Origin of the sequence: Lactobacillus sp. ESL0233 (assembly GCF_003692995.1) — a bacterium.
Classification (GTDB): Bacteria; Bacillota; Bacilli; order Lactobacillales; family Lactobacillaceae; genus Lactobacillus; species Lactobacillus bombicola.
The window spans coordinates 1-18,371 of record NZ_REHH01000006.1 but is presented as its reverse complement, the minus strand read 5'-3'; the positions used below and the strand labels follow the sequence as shown (position 1 = coordinate 18,371).

The following is an 18,371-nucleotide window of genomic DNA, read 5'->3' as shown; positions in this document are numbered from 1 at the left end:
TGATATAATCGACTTTATTAGAAATTTAAATTGTTTAAAGTGAAAGGTAAATAAATGCCGAAAAACGACAATATTAACAGTATTATTGATCATAAGTTGTTTACCGAAGATGATATTCACAAAATGTGCGTCAAATTAGGCAAACAGTTAACCCAAGACTATGCAGGCAAGCAACCACTGGTTGTTGGTGCACTTAAAGGTGCAATTTTCTTTTTAACTGACCTTGTTCGAGAAATGGATGTTAAAGAAGAAATTGATTTTCTTGATGTATCCAGCTACGGTAATGAATTAGAATCATCTGGTAAAGTAGATCTTATTTCAGACCTACAAACCGATGTTAAAGATCGTGACGTTCTGATTGTTGAAGATATTGTTGACACAGGATTAACTTTAAAATATGTGAAAGATTTGCTGAAAAAACGTGGCGCCAAAAGTGTCAAATGCTGTGTTTTACTGAATAAAGAAACTAATCGTAGAACTGACGTTGAGATTGAATATTACGGCTCAAAAGTTGGCAATGAATTTGTAGTAGGTTATGGTTTAGATTTTATGAATTTTTACCGTAATTTACGTTTTATCGGGGTACTTAAACCTGAAGTTATTGCTAGTCTTAAAAATAATTAAATTTAATAAAAGAGGAACTATCTAAAACCAATAGTTCCTCTTTTTAATATTAGCTATTCGGTAATTTCATTTGTTGGTGGTTTCACAATAAACCAACGCATAAATCCTTGCTCTATACTTTCCAGTTCAAATTCAAAATTCTCTAATTTTACAGTTTGATGTTCTTTCAAATCTGGATAATGTTCCATTATATAACCACCAATTGTGATAATATCACTATCTTGAAAGCTTTTTAAATCTGTCCGAAAGTAGCGGGCAAAATCATACAGAGTAGTTTTACCAGAAACTCGGATGTTTCCCTTCTTATCTTGAATAATATAATCATCAGAAACATCGTCAATTTCATCTTTAACAGTTCCAAAAAGCTCCTCATAAATATCTTTATCAGTTACAATTCCACTTGTTCCACCATATTCATCAACCACTAAAACAATTGGGGTATGTTTTTTTATCATTAAATGTAGAATATCTTGAATGGGCATTGATTCTGGAACTGTAATCATTGTGCGAATAATTCTTGTCACTGGTACTCGTTCGTCAATTTGGCTTTGTTGAATCACATCATAAGCATATATATAGCCAACAATATCATCTTTATTATTATCACGAACAACCGGCAGTCGACTAAAACCATCATCTAGATACATTTTTAAAGCCTTCTTAATTGTATCAGCTGAATTAATAACTATTAGCCTAGTCCGATCTGTCATAATATCTTTGGCAACTTTATCATTAAATTCAAAAGCACGTTTCATATAAGTTAAATCATTTTTATCAAGTGAACCACCATGAACAGCTTTTCTTGATAATTTGATAATTTCTGATTGAGAATAAATCTGATTTTCTTCATCAGCTGCTTCAAATCCCAGCCACTTTAACAGCGAATTAGAGCTAACATTCAATAACCAAACAAATGGATAAACTAGAGTATGAAAAAGTTGCAGAGGCGTAACAATTTTAAGCAATATCTTTACTGGCATATCGATTGCAATATTTTTAGGTACAATTTCTGTAACTACAACTTCTAAATAAGTTAATAAAATCACACCCAAAATTGCACTAATTGATCTAAGTAAAGAGTAATTCACCTGTGCTAGATTTAAGAGATGTTCAATTATCGCGGCAAACGTATCGGCTGAAAACCAACCTAAAACTACTCCTACTAGTGTTGTCCCGACTTGAGTTGTTGATAAATATTCATTTAAGTTATGAACCATGCGCAGAGCATGTTTAACCTTGCGCGGATTACCTTCATTATTAGCTAACATATCTTCAAGTTGGCTTGATCTTGTCTGCACTAGTGCAAATTCTGCTGCCACAAAAAAAGCAGCAAAAGCAAAAATTACTAGGGTAGCAAACAAATTTATAATTATTTGGGTATCATTCAAAATTTATATCACCTTTTATTAATTATCCTTTAGCATATATCTTAACATTAATCGCTCCCTTTTAATGGAAAAATCTATCCCTTTACTTAACTAATTTATAAACTTCTTCAGTAGGTAATCTATTAGGAATATACTTGGGGTCATTAACTTCTGCTGCATTGTCACGATAGCCTAGACCAATCGCCATTCCGACTAGTTCTTCATCAGGAATTTTGGTATATTTCCTTACTACTTTAGGATAAGAAACCATTGAATGGGCTGGCATAATTGCTAAGCCGGCATCAATCGCTAAAAGCATAATACTTTGTGCAAAAATCCCTAGATCAAACACCGACCATATAGGCGAAGCTTTCGGAATTGTTAAAAAAACTATATCTTGGGCATTAAACATAGTATTATTTGCTTCTGTAAACAATTCCATTTTATTATTAAAAAAATAGGGTTGTGAAGCCCCAACTGTTGCCATATTTTGACTAGGATATAAATCCCAATTAAGTGATAGCATTGTGGTAAAATCTTCATTTGGTTCAACGTTAGCATCCAATTGCTCTTTGACATCTTTTTTAAATTTTTTTAATGCTTCACCTGTTAAAACATATGCCTTCCATGGCTGTGAATTGAGCAGTGAAGGTGATTGCTTAGCACGTTCAATTATTTTAGCAAGCAAGTTTTCATTGACTTTACGATTTGTAAACTTACGTGTCACACGTTCATTATTGTAAACATCATTAAATTCCATTTTGTTTCAAATCCTCACATTATTAGCAAATATTTTAAAATATAAAATTAAATAACTTTTGCAAAATTATAGTCTACTTTTTAAAAGGTAACCGAGTATATTATTATAAGCAAGTGTAACTATACATACACATACACTTTAATAATACGAAATATCACAGTTGTAAGCAAATAAATGAAATCTGAATAAATAAGCATAATTTTTATGTCAGAAGACAATGGTTACAATTATACTTGTGGCATATAATTTTTATTAAAATTATTAGTTTATAAAATAACATATTACAAGCCCAAATTTACTCTACGCTTTCTTAAAATAATAATTAACTAATTTAAATGAATCAGCCAAAATTTAGACCTTAGCATTATATTATCTATATCTACAATATAAAGTCCAGTTATATTTATATTTTTTAAGTATAAAAATAATCTTTCTTCTTTAACTGTAGCTCTAAGAAGAGATTTAACCAATAAATTGTTTAAATCCAAAAATCAAATTGCTTGTTTATCTAGATAAAATGAATCAAAATAAACTCAATTTTTAATAAAAAATAGTTTGACTGCTAATTAGCCAAACTATTTTTAAATTTTATACTGGCGACGAATTTCACGTTCTTGATCGCGTTTTTTAATTGTTTCCCGTTTATCATATTTTTTCTTGCCTTGACCCACACCAAGTAATACTTTTGCAAAGCCATGTTTGATATATACTTTAAGCGGAATAATAGCGATTCCACGTTCAGATTGTGCCTTTGCTAAACGCAATAATTCTTTTTTATGTAACAATAGGCGTCTACTTCGAAGTGGTTCATGGTTATAGCGATTACCTTGCTTGTATTCACTAATATGCACATTTTCCAAAAAAGCTGATCCATTAATTATCTGAACATAACCATCACGCAAATTTATCCGCCGTGCTCGCACAGATTTAATCTCTGTTCCAGTTAAAGCAATTCCTGCTTCAAAAGTCTCTTTAACAAAATAATCATGGTGCGCTTTCTTGTTCTGAGCAACTAAATTCTCATTCTTTTCATTCTTCAATTTTTTAACCTACCGCTTATATTTACTTAAATGCGGATGATTGCCGCTTTGATGAAAACCAGTCCGCTTACCACGATGATTAGAGCGGTTACGGTCCTGCGTCTTCTTAAAACCATGCCTACGATCATTATGTGCCTTCTTAGGTGCATCAGGATCATAGATTTCAAAGTCAAGTTGGTGCTGTTCAATATTAGCATTTATTAAAGTAACCTTAATTGGCATTCCAACATGATATTGCTTGTGCGTTCCTCGTCCAGTTAAAGTCATGCTTTTTTCATTAAAACTATAAAAATCATCCGTTAAATTCGAAATATGAATTAAACCTTCAACTGTATTGGGTAACTGAATAAACATACCAAAACTAGTTACGGATGAAACAACTGCATCAAAGTGTTGTCCAACTTGATCCGACATATATTCAGTCATCTTTAAATCATTAACTTCGCGTTCAGTATCAATTGACACACGTTCTTGAGTTGAAGTTTGATCGGCAACATCAGGTAAACAACTAGCAAAATGAGCTTGAATAGCTTTATCGGTTCCCTGATCCATGTATTCATGAATCATACGGTGAACCATTAAATCAGAATAACGCCTAATTGGTGAAGTAAAATGCGTATAAAATTTGGCTGCAAGACCAAAGTGACCTAGCGGTTCTTCTGAATAATGTGCCTGTTTTAAACTACGGAGCATCATCATCTGGACCACAGCTTCTTCTGGCGTCTCTAATGTTTTTGAAACTACTTTTTGTAAGTCAATTGGGCGAACATGGTTAGGATCAGCCGTAATTTGCAACCCAAAAGCACTACAAAATTCAAAGAACCCCTTAATCCGCTCACCATCTGGAGTTTCATGAACCCGATATAAAAATGGGACGTGCTTTTTATAAAAATCCTCAGCTACTGTTTCATTAGCTATCAGCATAAAGGATTCTATCATTTTTTCAGCAATTCCACGATTATGAAGGACAATATCAACGGGTTTCCCTAGCTCATCGACGACAATTTTAGCTTCTGGTTCTTCAAAATCAATTGCACCACGCTGATGGCGCTTTTGATAAAGTGCATTGTGCAATTCTGCCATATCATGTAGCATTGGCGCCAGCTTGTGGTATTTTTCTGCTAATGGTTCATGATTATTTAAATCTAAGACCTTATTTACATTGTTATAAGTCATTCTAGCATGTGAGCGCATAACAGAAGGATGAATACAGTAATTTACCCGTTCACCTTCAGGAGTAATTTCCATATCACATGATAAAACTAATCTGTCTTCGCCCTCATTTAAGGAACAAATTCCATTAGATAATCTAAATGGTAACATTGGAATTACTCGATCAACTAAATAGGTACTGTTACCCCTAGTGTATGCCTCTTGGTCTAAAGGAGAATTTTCCTTAATATAATAGGCAACATCAGCAATATGAACACCTAAATGATAATTACCATTAGGTAATTTCCACAAAACAACCGCATCATCAAAGTCTTTAGAATCATCACCATCAATTGTAACTGTTGGTTGTTCACGAATATCTTCTCGGTTAGCCATATCTTCAGCAGTCACATGATCCGGGATTGCGTTAGCTTGATCCAATGCTTTTTGATCCCATTCACAACGAACGTTATGAGCAGAAACAATTGCCATAATATCAACACCAGGAGTATTTTTATTACCAATGACGTTGGTAATAATGCCTAGCATTGTATCAGGATTAGCTTCATTAGGATACTTTTCAATTGCCACCTTAACAATGTCACCCTTTTGTGGGTGTAGTCCGCCTTCCCCCACATAAATACGGTAATTTGCTAATTTTTTATTGGTACTTACTACATAGCCAATATAATGACTAACTTTAACTTGTTGATCGGTTAAAGGATTAAATTCCCCAACTACATTCTCAATGCCATGTTCAACAACTTCTTCGACTTGACCCTCTGGCCCCTTACCATTCCAAGGGTTACCACCAGCAGTGATCTTTACACGCACTTGATCACCATCAAGTGCACAATTTGTATAATCTTTAGCAATAAAGACATCATCGGCTTCTTCATCTTCGAGTCTCACAAAGCCAAATCCTTTACTATTAGCCTTAAAAACTCCTTCAATAACAATATTTTCTTGAGTAAGCTGATAATGTCCGTTGCCGTCAGTGATAATTTGTTTTTGTTGCTCAAGGAAAGACAAAGCTTTAACGATATCAGAAAAGTTACCTAGGCGGTCGCGTCGCAACATTCGATCAATTTGTTCTACTTGATATTGTTTTTTGGGATTATGACGAAATATCTCTAAAACATTAGCTAAGATTTTATCGTTTTGTGCCATGCACTAATCTCCATTCTTTAATAAAAAGATAAAAAAAATCCTCCCATCGTTTGATTGGGAGGAACCAACGCTTATTTTGAGGACAAATAAGCTAACACAATAGCAAAAGCAAAAAAGAGAACTAATAAAATTGCGGTCACTTTTTCCATAAATGCTTCAAAACCACGTTTTTTTGTTTGTCCACTAAAAACTGCACCGCCAGATAAGGCATTTAATGCATCTTGCTGCTTTTGCGGCTGCATCATTGTAACAATAACGATTAAAATTGAAACAATAATTAGTAGCGTCATAAATAAATTATACAATATGCTGCCTCCAATATACAGATACGATTACTGTTAAATTTTAGCACAAAATATGTTTTATTACTAATTTTATTTTTCCAATTCTGGTGCATCAGTTTTAAACTTCGACTGTGTTGACTTCTGATGATTCTGATACCACATTGAAGTCTTATTTTGACTAAACAAATCTTTCAAAGACTTTTTCTCATTATAATCATATTTATGTGGCGTAACTTTTTTAAACCATTTAGGCTTATAAAAACGTAGCAAATTCCCCGCAATTACTCGGTCTGATAGCGACAATTGCGTAGTAACTTTATTTGAGAGGCCAACAAGTTCAGCTTTTAATTTTTTGTCAGGATGTTCTATTTCTAATCCAGTCTTAGTATTATAGTAATTTCCGCCTACTTTTGCATATTTTGGCGTAATAAAGTCGCCATTTCTTTGAGCAACAATTTGCGGCGCTGCTGAACTCAACAAGTCATGCCCAAATTGAATAGTATCTTGATTATTAATTCCAAGTAAATTTAGTAAAGTTGGCAACACATCTATTTCACCGCCATATGTTTTTTTAATGCCGCCATTAAGCCCTCTCATGTTAAATATTAATGGTACCCTTTGAAATTTCAAATTATCGAAATTAGTAAAATCAGCTTGCTTTAATAATTCAGCGCTAGCTTGATGATGATTACCAGAAATACCGTAGTGATCACCATATAGAACCAAAATTGTCTTTTGATCTAGGCCCGTTTTTTTCATCCAAGAAAGCAATTCACCTACAGCCTGATCCAAGTAATGCGCTGTTTGAACATAACCATCAACTGTTTCATCACCAGTATCCGTACGTTCTATTTTTTGGTTTTTCTTATCGATTTCATAAGGATAATGGTTAGTAACGGTTAGCAATTTTAAATAGAACGGTTGCGGCAGGCGCTCTATATATTTAATTGATTGAGAAAAAAAGATTTTATCTTTTAAACCATAACCAATATAATATTTTGGCTTATTATCATAGTACGAAAGGGGCATAAAATATTGATAGCCAAACTGCTTGTATGCATTATTTCGATTCCAAAATGATCCTGCTCCACCATGCATAACTGCAGTTGTATAATTTGCTTTTTGCTTTAAAATGGCTGGAGCACTCTCAAAGGTATTAGATGTGCCATAACTAGACATAGCTGAACCAGATTGCAAGCCGTAAAGTGAATTTTCAAGCATCATTTCAGCATCTGATGTCTTACCTTGACCAACTTGATTATAAAAATTAGCAAAACTTAGGCTATTTTTAGAATGATAAAGCTTATTTAAGTTGGGGGTAACGGCCTTACCTTTCCACTTATAGTCAATCAAAAATTGCTGAAAACTTTCCAAATGAATAATTAAAACATTTTTCCCTTTGGCAACGCCAGTATATGTTGCATTAGGTTTAACAGAATTACTTTTTAAATACTTTTTTACCGATTGCAAATCTGATACATTAGCTTTAGCCATCTGTTCACTTGTTTGGGCGGTTTTAAAGCCATCATAGATTGCATATTCATTCATCCCTAAGTATTTAACAATATAACTATTATCAAAAGTTCTAGTTAAAAGGCCAGACCGATCTTTTTGTGCCATTAATAAGTTAAGTCCAATTAATATTGCTGCTAGTCCCTCTACTAATAAATTGAATTTTAATTTTAAAGGACGAAGATCATACCTAATTACCTTACTGAATATTAATCCAATAATTATTATGAAATCTAGAAAAACTAAAAAATCACTTGGATGAATTATTCCTATAATACTTTTGCCTAAATTATCTGCAGTTGAACCAGAAGTCTTAATAATTGAAACAGATAAAAAGTTAGAAAATTCCCGATAATATAAAATATTAGAAAATAACCAAAAAGTCAGTAATAGATCAATTAATAAAATAATCCAGTATGATTTACGCCCTTTAAAAAATAGACCTATTCCCATCAATAAAATGGCAGCAGGAAGCGGGTTAATAAATAATAAAAAGTTTTGCATCGCACCCACTGAACCTAAATTAAATTTGGTCAAGTATGCGATGTAAGTTTTTAGCCAAAAGGCCATTAAAACAATGACAAAAAAACCCAATTTATCTTGTGTTAGCCATTGAAGAAAAGATTTAATTCGTGTCATTTTATTCTCCTTTTGCCATGCCAATATCCTAATCAAGTATGATTACTTACTATATCTTTTAATTAAAATCAATCATCTAGTGTACTAGAAATTTTTTTAGGTTTAAAAATCCAGCCTAATATTCCTAAAATCATGCCAAAAAAATACGTAACAAAACGCCACAAAAACATAACCAAAATTAATGAACCACGCGAAGAAACAAATGTTGCAAAAAGTGTCTGAAAACTATACTCAGCGCCACCAGATGCTCCTGGAATTGGGACTATTGACATCAACATCATAATCATAATATTCATTTGAGTGACGCTTACCCAATCAGCCGATACATTTAAAGTTAGTAATATCAAATATGGCACCGAATAAAAACACAGTAACTGTAATATCGTTAAACTACCAGACAAAAGTAATTTCTTTTTTTCCTGTCTTAATTTCTGACTTTCATAATGAAAGGTATCAATCTTTTCTAAAGTACCATTTCGCCAGCCAGCAACTCGGCTAGTATTAATAAATCTGCTCAATAAATCCATTAAGATATTTGTCACTCTTTTAGTCCAGTCATAAGCAAAAAAAATTGCTAGTAAAAAGACAATTGAACTAATGTGTAGTAAAAAACCAATCGCAATCAGAAAAGCCAAGCCAGCGAACTTGGTTGCAACCAAGTTAAATCCAGTAATAATCGTTATTACATAAGCAAAAAATACTACAATTTGATAAATAATAAATTTCATTAATAAAATTGAAGTCGCCCGTCCTCCTTCAATTCCAATCTGAATCATTGCTGCTAACTGTGAAGGTTGTCCCCCAGTTGACATAGGCGTTATTGCATTAAATAAGGCTTGGATTATCGGTATACGAAAAAAAGCCCATCTTGAGCGCCTAGGTTCGTTCTTTCTCTTCGCTAACACTGCTAATATACTCGCTTCAAAAGCATAAGATAGTATCATTAGGCCAAATACTGCAAATAAAGCAATAACATTTATATTTTTAGCAGCTTCGATTAAGTGAACAAAAGGTATGTCTTTGAGGTCTAAGTATAAAACTCCGCCACTAATTAATAAAACAACCACAATTCCCCAAAAATATTTTTTATTCATTAGTGAATCTGCCCTAATTTTTGTCCAATTTCATATTGTTCATGATAAAAATCGTTCCAAATTTTTGCTAAGTTATTTTCTGAATATTTTTCACTAGCTTTAATTGATAAATTACTGTATTTATTTAAGAGCGCTTGATCTTGCACAGCTTGACGAAGTTGTGCATTCATCTCAGCAAAGTCCTTGCCTTTTAGATAATAGCCACTAATAATTGCTTCATATAAGTCAAGATCACGCAATAATACTGGCGTACCACAGCTAAATGCTTCAAGAACTGACATGGGAAATAATTCATCATATGATGGTAAAACAAAAAGATTGGCAATATTTAAGTAGTTAACTAACTTTTTCCGGTCAATGATCCCTGTAAATTGTAAATTTTTTGGTGGTTGGTCAACCATTTTTTTTAAATGCTCATAGCCGTCAGTAATTTTACCAAATGAGAAACCACCAGCCCAAATAAATTGAACCTCTGGATTAGCTTTGGCCATTTTTACAAAATCATCGACACCTTTACGTGCTTGAACCTGACCATCTCCAAAAACAACAAATCTATCCAATGGAATCCCTATTTGATGACGAAAAGCATTTTTTTCTACTTGTTTCTTGGGATAAAATTCATTTTTAGTTACAAAATTAGGAATGTACTTTATATTTTCTCGTCTGATGCCATATTTAACTAACTTATCAATAAAAATTGGATTAACTACAACAATTTGATCCATTCTTTTGTAAAAATCAATGACATAGTTATAAAAGACTTTTTTAACAGATGAAGGTAATTGAAGTGAACCTTCAAGTGTTTCAGGCAAAAAATGCACATATCCAATCTTACGTCCTCTAGCTGGTGAAAAACTATTGGCATAATAAGTTGGATTAATTGTATGATAGTGGGTTAAATCACTCATCCCATATTTATTATTTGTCACGTAAAATTCATTAATTAAATGCGTCCTAAGTAGGCTCATCAATTCTTTGTAAGCCGAGCCAACGCCTTGACCAGCTACAGAATCTGCTTGTGAGAACATGTTGATTCTAATCATTTGAATCCTCTTTAAAATTTTCTTGATAATTATCAATTATTTCTTGATAAAACTGATAAACTTCTTGACCAAATTTTTTAGCAGAAATTTGATTGAGTTTCGTCTTTAGTTTATCTTTAGGAATTATAGTTTGCTTATTATTTAAATAGAATATAATTTTGTCGCGCATCTCGCTTGGAGTAGTAAATACTTGACCAAAGTCAGAATCATCAAAAACATTTTCAGTATAATCAGTATCATAAACTACACATTTTGTTCCAGCTGCTAATGCTTCAATATAAGTCAATCCTTGTGTTTCAGTATCACTTGCTGAAACAAATAAATTTGCCATTTTGTAAAAGGCTCCGACGTCATCATGATTCACATCACCAGTAAAAATTACATTATTTTCAAGGGTCAACCGCTCTACTTGATCTTGCAATACTTTAACATCAGGTCCATCACCAGAAATAACTAAACAAACATTAGGAAATTCTTCAACGATTTCTGGCATCACATTAAGTATGCGGTCAATCTTTTTTTCGCCAGCGATTCTACTTAAAGTTAATATTACTGGTGCATCAGCAGCAATGCCTAGTTCTTGACGAATATCACGATTTACCTTCTTATTCATGTTTTTAACGTCCACGCCCGTTGGAATTACCTTTATAGGTATACCAACCCTATAACGTTTTAAAAGTTCGTCTACACGTTCGCTAGGAGCAATTGCACCATCCATGTTTTTAAGAAAGACCTTGGTAAACTGCTTAACATGATATGGTCTAAGCAAATGACCATTTAGAACATAATGTAAATAGTCCTCATACATTGTATGATAAGTATGAATGGCTGGAATCTTGAGCTGATGGGCTACATACTTACCTATCATTCCTAGTGCAAATTCAGTTTGAGTATGAACAATATCAAGCTTAACTTCGCGAGCAACCTTAGTTGCTTCAAAAAAACCTCTATAGGCAATTCGGCGATCAGTAAAAGAAATAAACGGTACACTACTAAAACGAAAAACATTAGCATCTACTCGTCCTTTTTCAACATGGGGATCAGTAGTTGTAAAAATAAAAACATTATGTCCCTGATCTTCTAGAGCTTCTTTAAGCGTTTCAATTGATGTTGCCACTCCACTTATTTGTGGGAAATATGTATCGGTAAAAATACCAATATTCATTTGAATACCTCCGTATAAAGGTATTATAAAGATTAGTTAATACTTGTGCAATTTATATAAGAAAAAAAGCAAAAAATTATAAAAAAATAGCCCTTCAGAAGGGCTAATTATTATAGCGGTGATCGGGGTCGAACCGATACGTCCCAAGGGACACCAGATTTTGAGTCTGACGCGTCTGCCAATTCCGCCACACCGCCATAAAAGCTACTTATTAATTTAAAGCTCAATGACTGAACCAAAGGCGGGGATCGGATTTGAACCGACGATTAAGGTTTTGCAGACCTCTGCCTTACCACTTGGCTACACCGCCATCGAATATTTTATTAATAGATTGGGATAGCTGGATTCGAACCAGCGCATAATAGAGTCAAAGTCTAGTGCCTTACCGCTTGGCTATATCCCAATTCTAGGGCGGAATATGGGATTCGAACCCATGTATGCCGGATCCACAAACCGGTGTGTTAACCCCTTCACCAATTCCGCCATAAAGTTTTAACAGGGATAGTAGGAATTGAACCCACACTAGCGGTTTTGGAGACCGATGTACTACCTTTATACGATATCCCTATTATGGAGGAGGGTGGATTCGAACCGCCGAACTCAGAGAGAGCGGTTTTACAGACCGCCGCGTTTAGCCACTTCGCTACTCCTCCAGGCTGATGGCGCGGGACGGAATCGAACCGCCGACACAAGGAGCTTCAATCCTTTGCTCTACCGACTGAGCTACCGAGCCATCTTACGGTCCATATCAGATTCGAACTGATGATCTTCTCCGTGACAGGGAGACGAGATAAACCACTGCTCCAATGGACCAATTGCGGGAGATGGATTTGAACCACCGACCTTCGGGTTATGAGCCCGACGAGCTACCATACTGCTCCATCCCGCGATATTATAAAGGAGGATGTGGGATTTGAACCCACGCACGGCAAGACCGTCTAACGGTTTTCAAAACCGTCCCCTTAAGCCACTTGGGTAATCCTCCAATTGTAAATTTACCAAAATATTAGTGGTAATGACCCGTACGGGATTTGAACCCATGTTACCGCCGTGAAAGGGCGATGTCTTAACCACTTGACCAACGGGTCAGATTTGCCATGACCAATGTCACATAACGCTTAATTATAATACCTAACTTAAGCAAGAAAGTCAACATTTTTTTAAAATAATTAAGTTGAGCTATTACGCTGACTCACAACGCTATTTATAATACAGGATTCAAAGTGATCTTGCAAGACTTTTTTGAAAAAAATTTGTTTTTTTCTTAAGATATAACATTAAAAACCTATTCTTTATTTTTAACCGGTCAACAATCTAGACATGTGCGACACGAGCAGCTATCCTATAGTTCTCAACTTCTTGGTAAGCTATACCTAAATAATCAGTAGTAATTACTAAGATGAAGAATGTATTGCGGCCAAAACAATCAAGCAGTTAGCGAATTAATCAGGTGTCTTCAAACAAACTATCCGCTACCATATAAGGTCTTTAAAAAAAGAAAAAGACCACCGAAAATCATGGTGGGCCAATTCTAAGTGGCTTTCTCGTCATATCGATTTCTCCTTTCTAACGTTTTTTAATTATATTATTTTATAAAGTGGTGATTTTAAATTTTATCAGCACTCCATTTGTAATTACCTGATGTTTGATTTTTCGTCGTTTTTTTTCATCCTTATCACTTAGAAGTGAATGATAATGATCCAACTAAAAGTTGATGTATTCATATTTTCCTCTCCTTCTGTTTTAAACTTTGTAGCTTAAGTATATTTTCGATTTAACAGAAGATAATAAAAAAGTCGTATTTGAATTTTAAATATCAAATACGACTTTTTTTAATTTTTCCCATACTTATCTAGAATGTCTTTCATATCTTTGCTATACTCCGGCATGCCTAACGAACTAATGTGATCAATTGCCATTCGAGCTTTATTTAAATACTCATCCTTTCTTTCATAGTGATAATTCACTATATTTTTAAGTATAAAAATGCAGTTTTTATAAAAAAACAAATTTGGTTTAGTACTAATTTGATCAGCTGTCCGAATAAAGAATTCTGTTTCTTTATATCTACTTTTCTCAATACACATAATTAACATGTTTATCTCTATTCCTAATATTGTTTCTTGAACATTCGAACTCCCAGAATGGCAAAATTGCGTAATCACTCGCCGACTTATTAACAAGTTGCTATCAAGATCATAAAATGGCATCAAGTTACAATACAAATCTAATTTATTTTCGTCAAAATTAGAAATATTAAAAATCTTTTCTTTCAACTTAATTCGTTCTTTTTCATCAAGATCTTCTACGTGATTGCCAACTAAAGCTATAAGTGCATCTATAAATAGCAACTGATCTTCTTTATCAACTATTTCGCTATTTGCAATGACATTTTTAATATCCTTAAGCTGTTCCTTATCATTATGATAAAACGCTTCATTAATTGCTTCGCCGATATCGCTGTTTTCATCATATTTTACTTTATCTTCTTGACTAAGCCTGCCAAAAAATTCCCACAGCTTAATGTTATTAGCATGCAATAATGCAATTAGATCCTCGGCTGTAATTCTGTGCTGGTCTTTTTCAACTTTTGAATAATATGATGTACTAATCGTATTACCAGCCCATTCTTTTTGAGTTTTCAAGCTCTCAATTCGATATTGCTTTAGCAATTGTCCTATTGTCATTCGTGATCCTCTTAATTTCATTCAAATTTGGCGTTTAACATTCAAATACGACTTTTTTTGATATTCCTTATTATAAACACGTTATAACTTAATGTATAAAATATTTAATTTAGGAGTTATAAAATTATGGACGTTTTTGCAAAGAACAAGGATTATCGAAAATTTACAATCGCCAGTTTTCTATCTGGTGCAGGCAATATTTTGTTTTACTTAGCACTTATTACTTATGCAAGTAAATTAAGAAATTATGCCTTAGCTATTTCACTGATTTCAATTTCAGAATCAGTACCTCAAATTCTACAAGTTTTTAGTGGCTATTTAGCTGACCGTACCAAAAATAAATTCAAATTAATGGTTTGGTTAGCCGCTATACGCTTTGGACTCTATCTAATCGTCGGCTTGCTTTTTGCCAGCGGCTTTGCTGGTTGGAATCTAGTTTTAGCTGTTATTGGTATTAACTTAATATCAGATATCGCTGGCTCATACTCTAACGGCCTTCAAATGCCTCTAGTTGTTAACATTGTTGGAGATGATGAAGTTGCTGAAGCTGAAGGATTTGTTAGTGGGATCAACGGTATTATCAATATGATTGCACAATTCATTGGTTCTGGTTTATTACTTTTCATGTCTTATTCCAGTCTAGCAATCTTCAACGCCTTAACATTTTTAGTGGCAGGTGCCCTTTTTGCCAGCGTCGGCCGTAATTATTACAAGACTCGTCCTCAAGAAGGAACTACGTCAGTTAATGAAGAGGGGTTCTTTAAAATAATTGCTTTATCATTCAAACAAGTAAAAAAGGCAAAGGGGTTGTTAGCAGTCGTTTTAGTAATTGCTTTATTAAATGGAGTTTTAGGAACAATTGAACCTTTAATTTCAATCGTAATCGCCGGTAATAAGTCTTCTATGGTCATTGGAACATACAGTTTTACGATTGCCCTAATAGGAGGTGTAATGACTGCTGGTATGGCACTTGGTAGTATTGTAGGCACAAAATTATTCAAGAATATGTCATTATTCACTATCGCAATTATTTCAACAGCTTTAAGTATCGTAGTTATTGGTACAATGCTTATTAAAAATATTTTCATTTATCTGCCAATCATGGCAAGCCTTGCAATATTTATTGGTATGGCTAGCCCTAAATTAACACAGTGGCTTGTTGAAACAGTCGACCAAAACATTTTGTCATCAACTATGGGAATGCTTAATACGATTTTAGTAGTAACTGCGCCAGTTATGACAACTATTTTTACTACAATTACTGCTTCGTTCGGTATTACTATCGCATTAACACTATTAGGTGTAACTTGTTTAATTATTTTAGCAACAATGGTTAGTGTAGTCTATTCTACTAATAAAAATGCAGCATAACTAAAAATAAATTGATTCAATTTAACCGTCCTTAATTTATACCACTACCAATTTAATATAATGTACCTTAAACAAAGTAGGCAAAAAACGCCACTAAATCAGAACAAACAATCGTCCCCAAAATAAATTTGTGAAATTAAATCTGGATAGCAGATAAAAAGCCCAATTAATCTGGACTTTTTATTTTAGCTATTTTTTTGATTTCACAATAATTCTACCAATCTATTTTTAAATCATGCAATTTTATTCAACATATTTTAAAACAATTTGTTAGCAACAAACCAAAAATTCAATTTTGCTCTGTGGTATTACCAAAAACACCCTAAATACTTGCTAATAAGCGATTAGCGGCAAAATCGCCAGTAGAGATAAAAATGCTCCCACTTTCGCAATTGGCAAATTGCTTGGTACCACCAAGCCCAGTACGCCTTTTTTAAAAGCATGGAGGTCGAATTTCCTTTATGCTCTTTACTAGAGAATAAAAAATTGGGAATTGGTATTTTTAACGCTTCCAAGCTGTTGCAAGATCAAATTAATAGATTGACGTAAATGATTTTTTCGACCTCGTATATCAAAAAATTAATCATCTTTTAATTCCTTCAGTAAGTAGACTAGCTCCATAAATAAAAATAACGTAACCGCTTTTACGATTGTTGGTTATCAAATCTAATTAAAAAGATTAGCATACATTTAAGTTAAAACTTCCGGCGTAGTAGTAAACCCTATTTCTTATCTCTTAGTCATGATCTAAGGTGCAAGGCAACGTCATCATAAAAACGACTTATTAACGAGCACGAAGCTACTGTAATTGCTTTAATCCAAAAATTAAACATGTAAATTACTTTTTTGCCGTGCATTTTCCTTACGAAAGTAAATAAAAAGGCTCGATACGTTGAAGTATCAGCCTTTTATTATTATATAGCGGAGACTGAGGGATTCGAACTCTCGCACCGGAATAACCCGATCTACACCCTTAGCAGGGGCGCCTCTTCAGCCACTTGAGTAAGTCTCCATATATTTAGATGGGCCTAAATGGACTTGAACCATCGACCTCACGCTTATCAGGCGTGCGCTCTAACCAGCTGAGCTATAGGCCCCTAAAGCGGGTAACGAGAATCGGACTCGCGACTAAAGCTTGGAAGGCTTTCGTTTTACCACTAAACTATACCCGCAAATAAATATCAAAAAATGGCGCGGGACGGAATCGAACCGCCGACACAAGGAGCTTCAATCCTTTGCTCTACCGACTGAGCTACCGAGCCATCTTACGGTCCATATCAGATTCGAACTGATGATCTTCTCCGTGACAGGGAGACGAGATAAACCACTGCTCCAATGGACCAATTGCGGGAGATGGATTTGAACCACCGACCTTCGGGTTATGAGCCCGACGAGCTACCATACTGCTCCATCCCGCGATATTAACAAATTACCATGCCATATGGACCTTGTAGGACTCGAACCTACGACAGGACGGTTATGAGCCGTCTGCTCTAACCAACTGAGCTAAAGGTCCAAGGTCGAACAAATAGCGGCGGGGGGGATCGAACCCTCGACCTCCCGGGTATGAACCGGACGCTCTAGCCAGCTGAGCTACACCGCCAACAAACAAATGTAACCATTAATAATAAAGATTACAATCGGGAAGACAGGATTCGAACCTGCGACCCCCTGGTCCCAAACCAGGTGCTCTACCAAACTGAGCCACTTCCCGAAATTAATGCGCCCTGAAGGATTTGAACCTTCAACCTTCTGATTCGTAGTCAGACACTCTATCCAGTTGCGCTAAGGGCGCGTCATTATATGCCGAGGACCGGAGTCGAACCGGTACGGTTGAAACCAACCGCGGGATTTTAAGTCCCGTGCGTCTGCCAATTCCGCCACCCCGGCAAGTAATGAAAGCGGAAGACGGGATTCGAACCCGCGACCCCCACCATGGCAAGGTGATGTTCTACCACTGAACTACTTCCGCATAAATATGTAATGCCGATTATACGATTTGAACGTACGACCCCCTGTTTACAAGACAGATGCTCTACCAACTGAGCTAAATCGGCATAATGTAAATATGGTAATAATATTGGCGAATACGGGTGGTGGGACTTGAACCCACACGTCCGAAAACACTAGAACCTAAATCTAGCGCGTCTGCCAATTCCGCCACACCCGCAAAAAATGGGGCCATGAGTCGTGACGGGCTTGAACCGTCGACCCTCTGATTAAAAGTCAGATGCTCTACCGACTGAGCTAACGACTCGGAATGGAGGATACAGGGCTCGAACCTGTGACCTCCTGCTTGTAAGGCAGATGCTCTCCCAGCTGAGCTAATCCTCCATAAGCACGGCAACGTCCTACCCTCGCAGGCAGTCTCCCACCAACTACTCTCGGCGTTAAGAAGCTTAACTTCTGTGTTCGGCATGGTTACAGGTGTTTCCTTCTTGCTCTTGCCACCGTACTTCTTTT

At 35.0% G+C, this 18,371-nt stretch carries 12 protein-coding genes, 27 tRNA genes and 1 rRNA gene; 2 read left to right on the top strand and 38 right to left on the bottom strand.

The annotated features are described in order from the left end of the window. The first annotated feature begins 54 nt into the window (after nucleotides 1-54). Nucleotides 55-624, top strand: a complete 570-nt coding sequence (gene hpt / locus F5ESL0233_RS01740; RefSeq protein ID WP_090093401.1) for a hypoxanthine phosphoribosyltransferase — start codon at nucleotides 55-57, stop codon at nucleotides 622-624. Between the two features lie 53 nt (nucleotides 625-677). Here the strand turns inward: hpt and F5ESL0233_RS01735 are convergent, their stop codons facing one another. The 21 genes from F5ESL0233_RS01735 to F5ESL0233_RS01635 all read right to left on the bottom strand — a co-directional run bounded on the left by F5ESL0233_RS01735 (nucleotide 678) and on the right by F5ESL0233_RS01635 (nucleotide 14,537). Then, entirely contained in the window at nucleotides 678-2,012 is a 1,335-nt protein-coding gene (locus F5ESL0233_RS01735; RefSeq protein ID WP_122058415.1) for a hemolysin family protein, read from the bottom strand. Between the two features lie 82 nt (nucleotides 2,013-2,094). Then, nucleotides 2,095-2,751, bottom strand: coding sequence for a nitroreductase (locus F5ESL0233_RS01730; protein WP_122058413.1), 657 nt, complete (start codon nucleotides 2,749-2,751; stop codon nucleotides 2,095-2,097). Between the two features lie 581 nt (nucleotides 2,752-3,332). Continuing rightward, entirely contained in the window at nucleotides 3,333-3,791 is a 459-nt protein-coding gene (gene smpB, locus F5ESL0233_RS01725; RefSeq protein WP_090093397.1) for an SsrA-binding protein SmpB, read from the bottom strand. A 9-nt stretch (nucleotides 3,792-3,800) separates the two neighbouring features. After that, entirely contained in the window at nucleotides 3,801-6,113 is a 2,313-nt protein-coding gene (rnr, locus tag F5ESL0233_RS01720) for a ribonuclease R (RefSeq protein WP_122058411.1), read from the bottom strand. Between the two features lie 71 nt (nucleotides 6,114-6,184). Then, complete coding sequence (gene secG, locus F5ESL0233_RS01715; RefSeq protein WP_090093394.1) at nucleotides 6,185-6,418, bottom strand: preprotein translocase subunit SecG; 234 nt, start codon at nucleotides 6,416-6,418, stop codon at nucleotides 6,185-6,187. Between the two features lie 69 nt (nucleotides 6,419-6,487). Next, on the bottom strand, nucleotides 6,488-8,548 hold the full coding sequence (locus F5ESL0233_RS01710; protein WP_122058409.1) for an LTA synthase family protein: 2,061 nt from the start codon (nucleotides 8,546-8,548) through the stop codon (nucleotides 6,488-6,490). 68 nt (nucleotides 8,549-8,616) lie between these two features. Continuing rightward, the gene (locus F5ESL0233_RS01705; protein WP_122058407.1) at nucleotides 8,617-9,642 is read right to left on the bottom strand and encodes a lysylphosphatidylglycerol synthase transmembrane domain-containing protein; all 1,026 of its coding nucleotides are present in this window, start codon (nucleotides 9,640-9,642) and stop codon (nucleotides 8,617-8,619) included. Next, nucleotides 9,642-10,685 carry a glycosyltransferase family 4 protein gene (locus F5ESL0233_RS01700; RefSeq protein ID WP_122058405.1) on the bottom strand — a complete coding sequence of 348 codons (1,044 nt, stop codon included), beginning with the start codon at nucleotides 10,683-10,685 and terminating at the stop codon, nucleotides 9,642-9,644. Before F5ESL0233_RS01700 ends, F5ESL0233_RS01705 begins: the two co-directional genes overlap by 1 nt. Further along, a complete protein-coding gene (locus F5ESL0233_RS01695; protein ID WP_090093387.1) occupies nucleotides 10,678-11,850 on the bottom strand; it encodes a glycosyltransferase family 4 protein in 1,173 nt (390 codons plus the stop codon). Before F5ESL0233_RS01695 ends, F5ESL0233_RS01700 begins: the two co-directional genes overlap by 8 nt. Before the next feature lie 113 nt (nucleotides 11,851-11,963). Beyond that, nucleotides 11,964-12,047: transfer RNA gene (locus F5ESL0233_RS01690), tRNA-Leu, on the bottom strand. A gap of 42 nt (nucleotides 12,048-12,089) precedes the next feature. Further along, a tRNA-Cys gene (locus tag F5ESL0233_RS01685) sits at nucleotides 12,090-12,160 on the bottom strand. Between the two features lie 21 nt (nucleotides 12,161-12,181). After that, nucleotides 12,182-12,253, bottom strand: a tRNA-Gln gene (locus tag F5ESL0233_RS01680). 7 nt (nucleotides 12,254-12,260) lie between these two features. Continuing rightward, nucleotides 12,261-12,333 (bottom strand) — tRNA-His (locus F5ESL0233_RS01675). A gap of 13 nt (nucleotides 12,334-12,346) precedes the next feature. Then, nucleotides 12,347-12,417 (bottom strand) — tRNA-Trp (locus F5ESL0233_RS01670). A gap of 4 nt (nucleotides 12,418-12,421) precedes the next feature. Then, nucleotides 12,422-12,503 (bottom strand) — tRNA-Tyr (locus F5ESL0233_RS01665). A 7-nt stretch (nucleotides 12,504-12,510) separates the two neighbouring features. Next, nucleotides 12,511-12,583: transfer RNA gene (locus F5ESL0233_RS01660), tRNA-Phe, on the bottom strand. Between the two features lie 6 nt (nucleotides 12,584-12,589). Next, nucleotides 12,590-12,663 (bottom strand) — tRNA-Asp (locus tag F5ESL0233_RS01655). Between the two features lie 2 nt (nucleotides 12,664-12,665). Continuing rightward, nucleotides 12,666-12,739 (bottom strand) — tRNA-Met (locus tag F5ESL0233_RS01650). Nucleotides 12,740-12,748: 9 nt separating this feature from the next. Beyond that, nucleotides 12,749-12,835: transfer RNA gene (locus tag F5ESL0233_RS01645), tRNA-Ser, on the bottom strand. A 31-nt stretch (nucleotides 12,836-12,866) separates the two neighbouring features. Then, nucleotides 12,867-12,938, bottom strand: a tRNA-Glu gene (locus F5ESL0233_RS01640). A gap of 744 nt (nucleotides 12,939-13,682) precedes the next feature. Then, a complete protein-coding gene (locus F5ESL0233_RS01635) occupies nucleotides 13,683-14,537 on the bottom strand; it encodes a helix-turn-helix domain-containing protein (protein WP_158592374.1) in 855 nt (284 codons plus the stop codon). 126 nt (nucleotides 14,538-14,663) lie between these two features. On the opposite strand from F5ESL0233_RS01635, the gene F5ESL0233_RS01630 reads away from it, so the two are divergent. Then, nucleotides 14,664-15,908, top strand: a complete 1,245-nt coding sequence (locus tag F5ESL0233_RS01630; protein WP_122058404.1) for an MFS transporter — start codon at nucleotides 14,664-14,666, stop codon at nucleotides 15,906-15,908. Between the two features lie 922 nt (nucleotides 15,909-16,830). Here the strand turns inward: F5ESL0233_RS01630 and F5ESL0233_RS01625 are convergent. The 17 genes from F5ESL0233_RS01625 to rrf form a co-directional block, all read right to left on the bottom strand. Further along, nucleotides 16,831-16,920: transfer RNA gene (locus tag F5ESL0233_RS01625), tRNA-Ser, on the bottom strand. Nucleotides 16,921-16,931: 11 nt separating this feature from the next. Next, a tRNA-Ile gene (locus tag F5ESL0233_RS01620) sits at nucleotides 16,932-17,005 on the bottom strand. Nucleotides 17,006-17,009: 4 nt separating this feature from the next. After that, nucleotides 17,010-17,080 (bottom strand) — tRNA-Gly (locus F5ESL0233_RS01615). A 17-nt stretch (nucleotides 17,081-17,097) separates the two neighbouring features. After that, nucleotides 17,098-17,170, bottom strand: a tRNA-Phe gene (locus F5ESL0233_RS01610). 6 nt (nucleotides 17,171-17,176) lie between these two features. Continuing rightward, nucleotides 17,177-17,250: transfer RNA gene (locus F5ESL0233_RS01605), tRNA-Asp, on the bottom strand. A 2-nt stretch (nucleotides 17,251-17,252) separates the two neighbouring features. Next, nucleotides 17,253-17,326, bottom strand: a tRNA-Met gene (locus tag F5ESL0233_RS01600). A 24-nt stretch (nucleotides 17,327-17,350) separates the two neighbouring features. Further along, a tRNA-Ile gene (locus F5ESL0233_RS01595) sits at nucleotides 17,351-17,424 on the bottom strand. Between the two features lie 13 nt (nucleotides 17,425-17,437). Then, nucleotides 17,438-17,511: transfer RNA gene (locus tag F5ESL0233_RS01590), tRNA-Met, on the bottom strand. A 37-nt stretch (nucleotides 17,512-17,548) separates the two neighbouring features. Next, nucleotides 17,549-17,622: transfer RNA gene (locus F5ESL0233_RS01585), tRNA-Pro, on the bottom strand. A 7-nt stretch (nucleotides 17,623-17,629) separates the two neighbouring features. Continuing rightward, nucleotides 17,630-17,703: transfer RNA gene (locus F5ESL0233_RS01580), tRNA-Arg, on the bottom strand. Between the two features lie 9 nt (nucleotides 17,704-17,712). Further along, nucleotides 17,713-17,798, bottom strand: a tRNA-Leu gene (locus F5ESL0233_RS01575). 10 nt (nucleotides 17,799-17,808) lie between these two features. Beyond that, a tRNA-Gly gene (locus tag F5ESL0233_RS01570) sits at nucleotides 17,809-17,880 on the bottom strand. A gap of 12 nt (nucleotides 17,881-17,892) precedes the next feature. Continuing rightward, nucleotides 17,893-17,965, bottom strand: a tRNA-Thr gene (locus F5ESL0233_RS01565). A 31-nt stretch (nucleotides 17,966-17,996) separates the two neighbouring features. Next, nucleotides 17,997-18,078: transfer RNA gene (locus tag F5ESL0233_RS01560), tRNA-Leu, on the bottom strand. A 14-nt stretch (nucleotides 18,079-18,092) separates the two neighbouring features. After that, nucleotides 18,093-18,165 (bottom strand) — tRNA-Lys (locus F5ESL0233_RS01555). Between the two features lie 4 nt (nucleotides 18,166-18,169). Next, nucleotides 18,170-18,242, bottom strand: a tRNA-Val gene (locus F5ESL0233_RS01550). Between the two features lie 4 nt (nucleotides 18,243-18,246). Continuing rightward, nucleotides 18,247-18,363, bottom strand: a 5S ribosomal RNA gene (rrf, locus tag F5ESL0233_RS01545). Nucleotides 18,364-18,371: the final 8 nt, after the last annotated feature.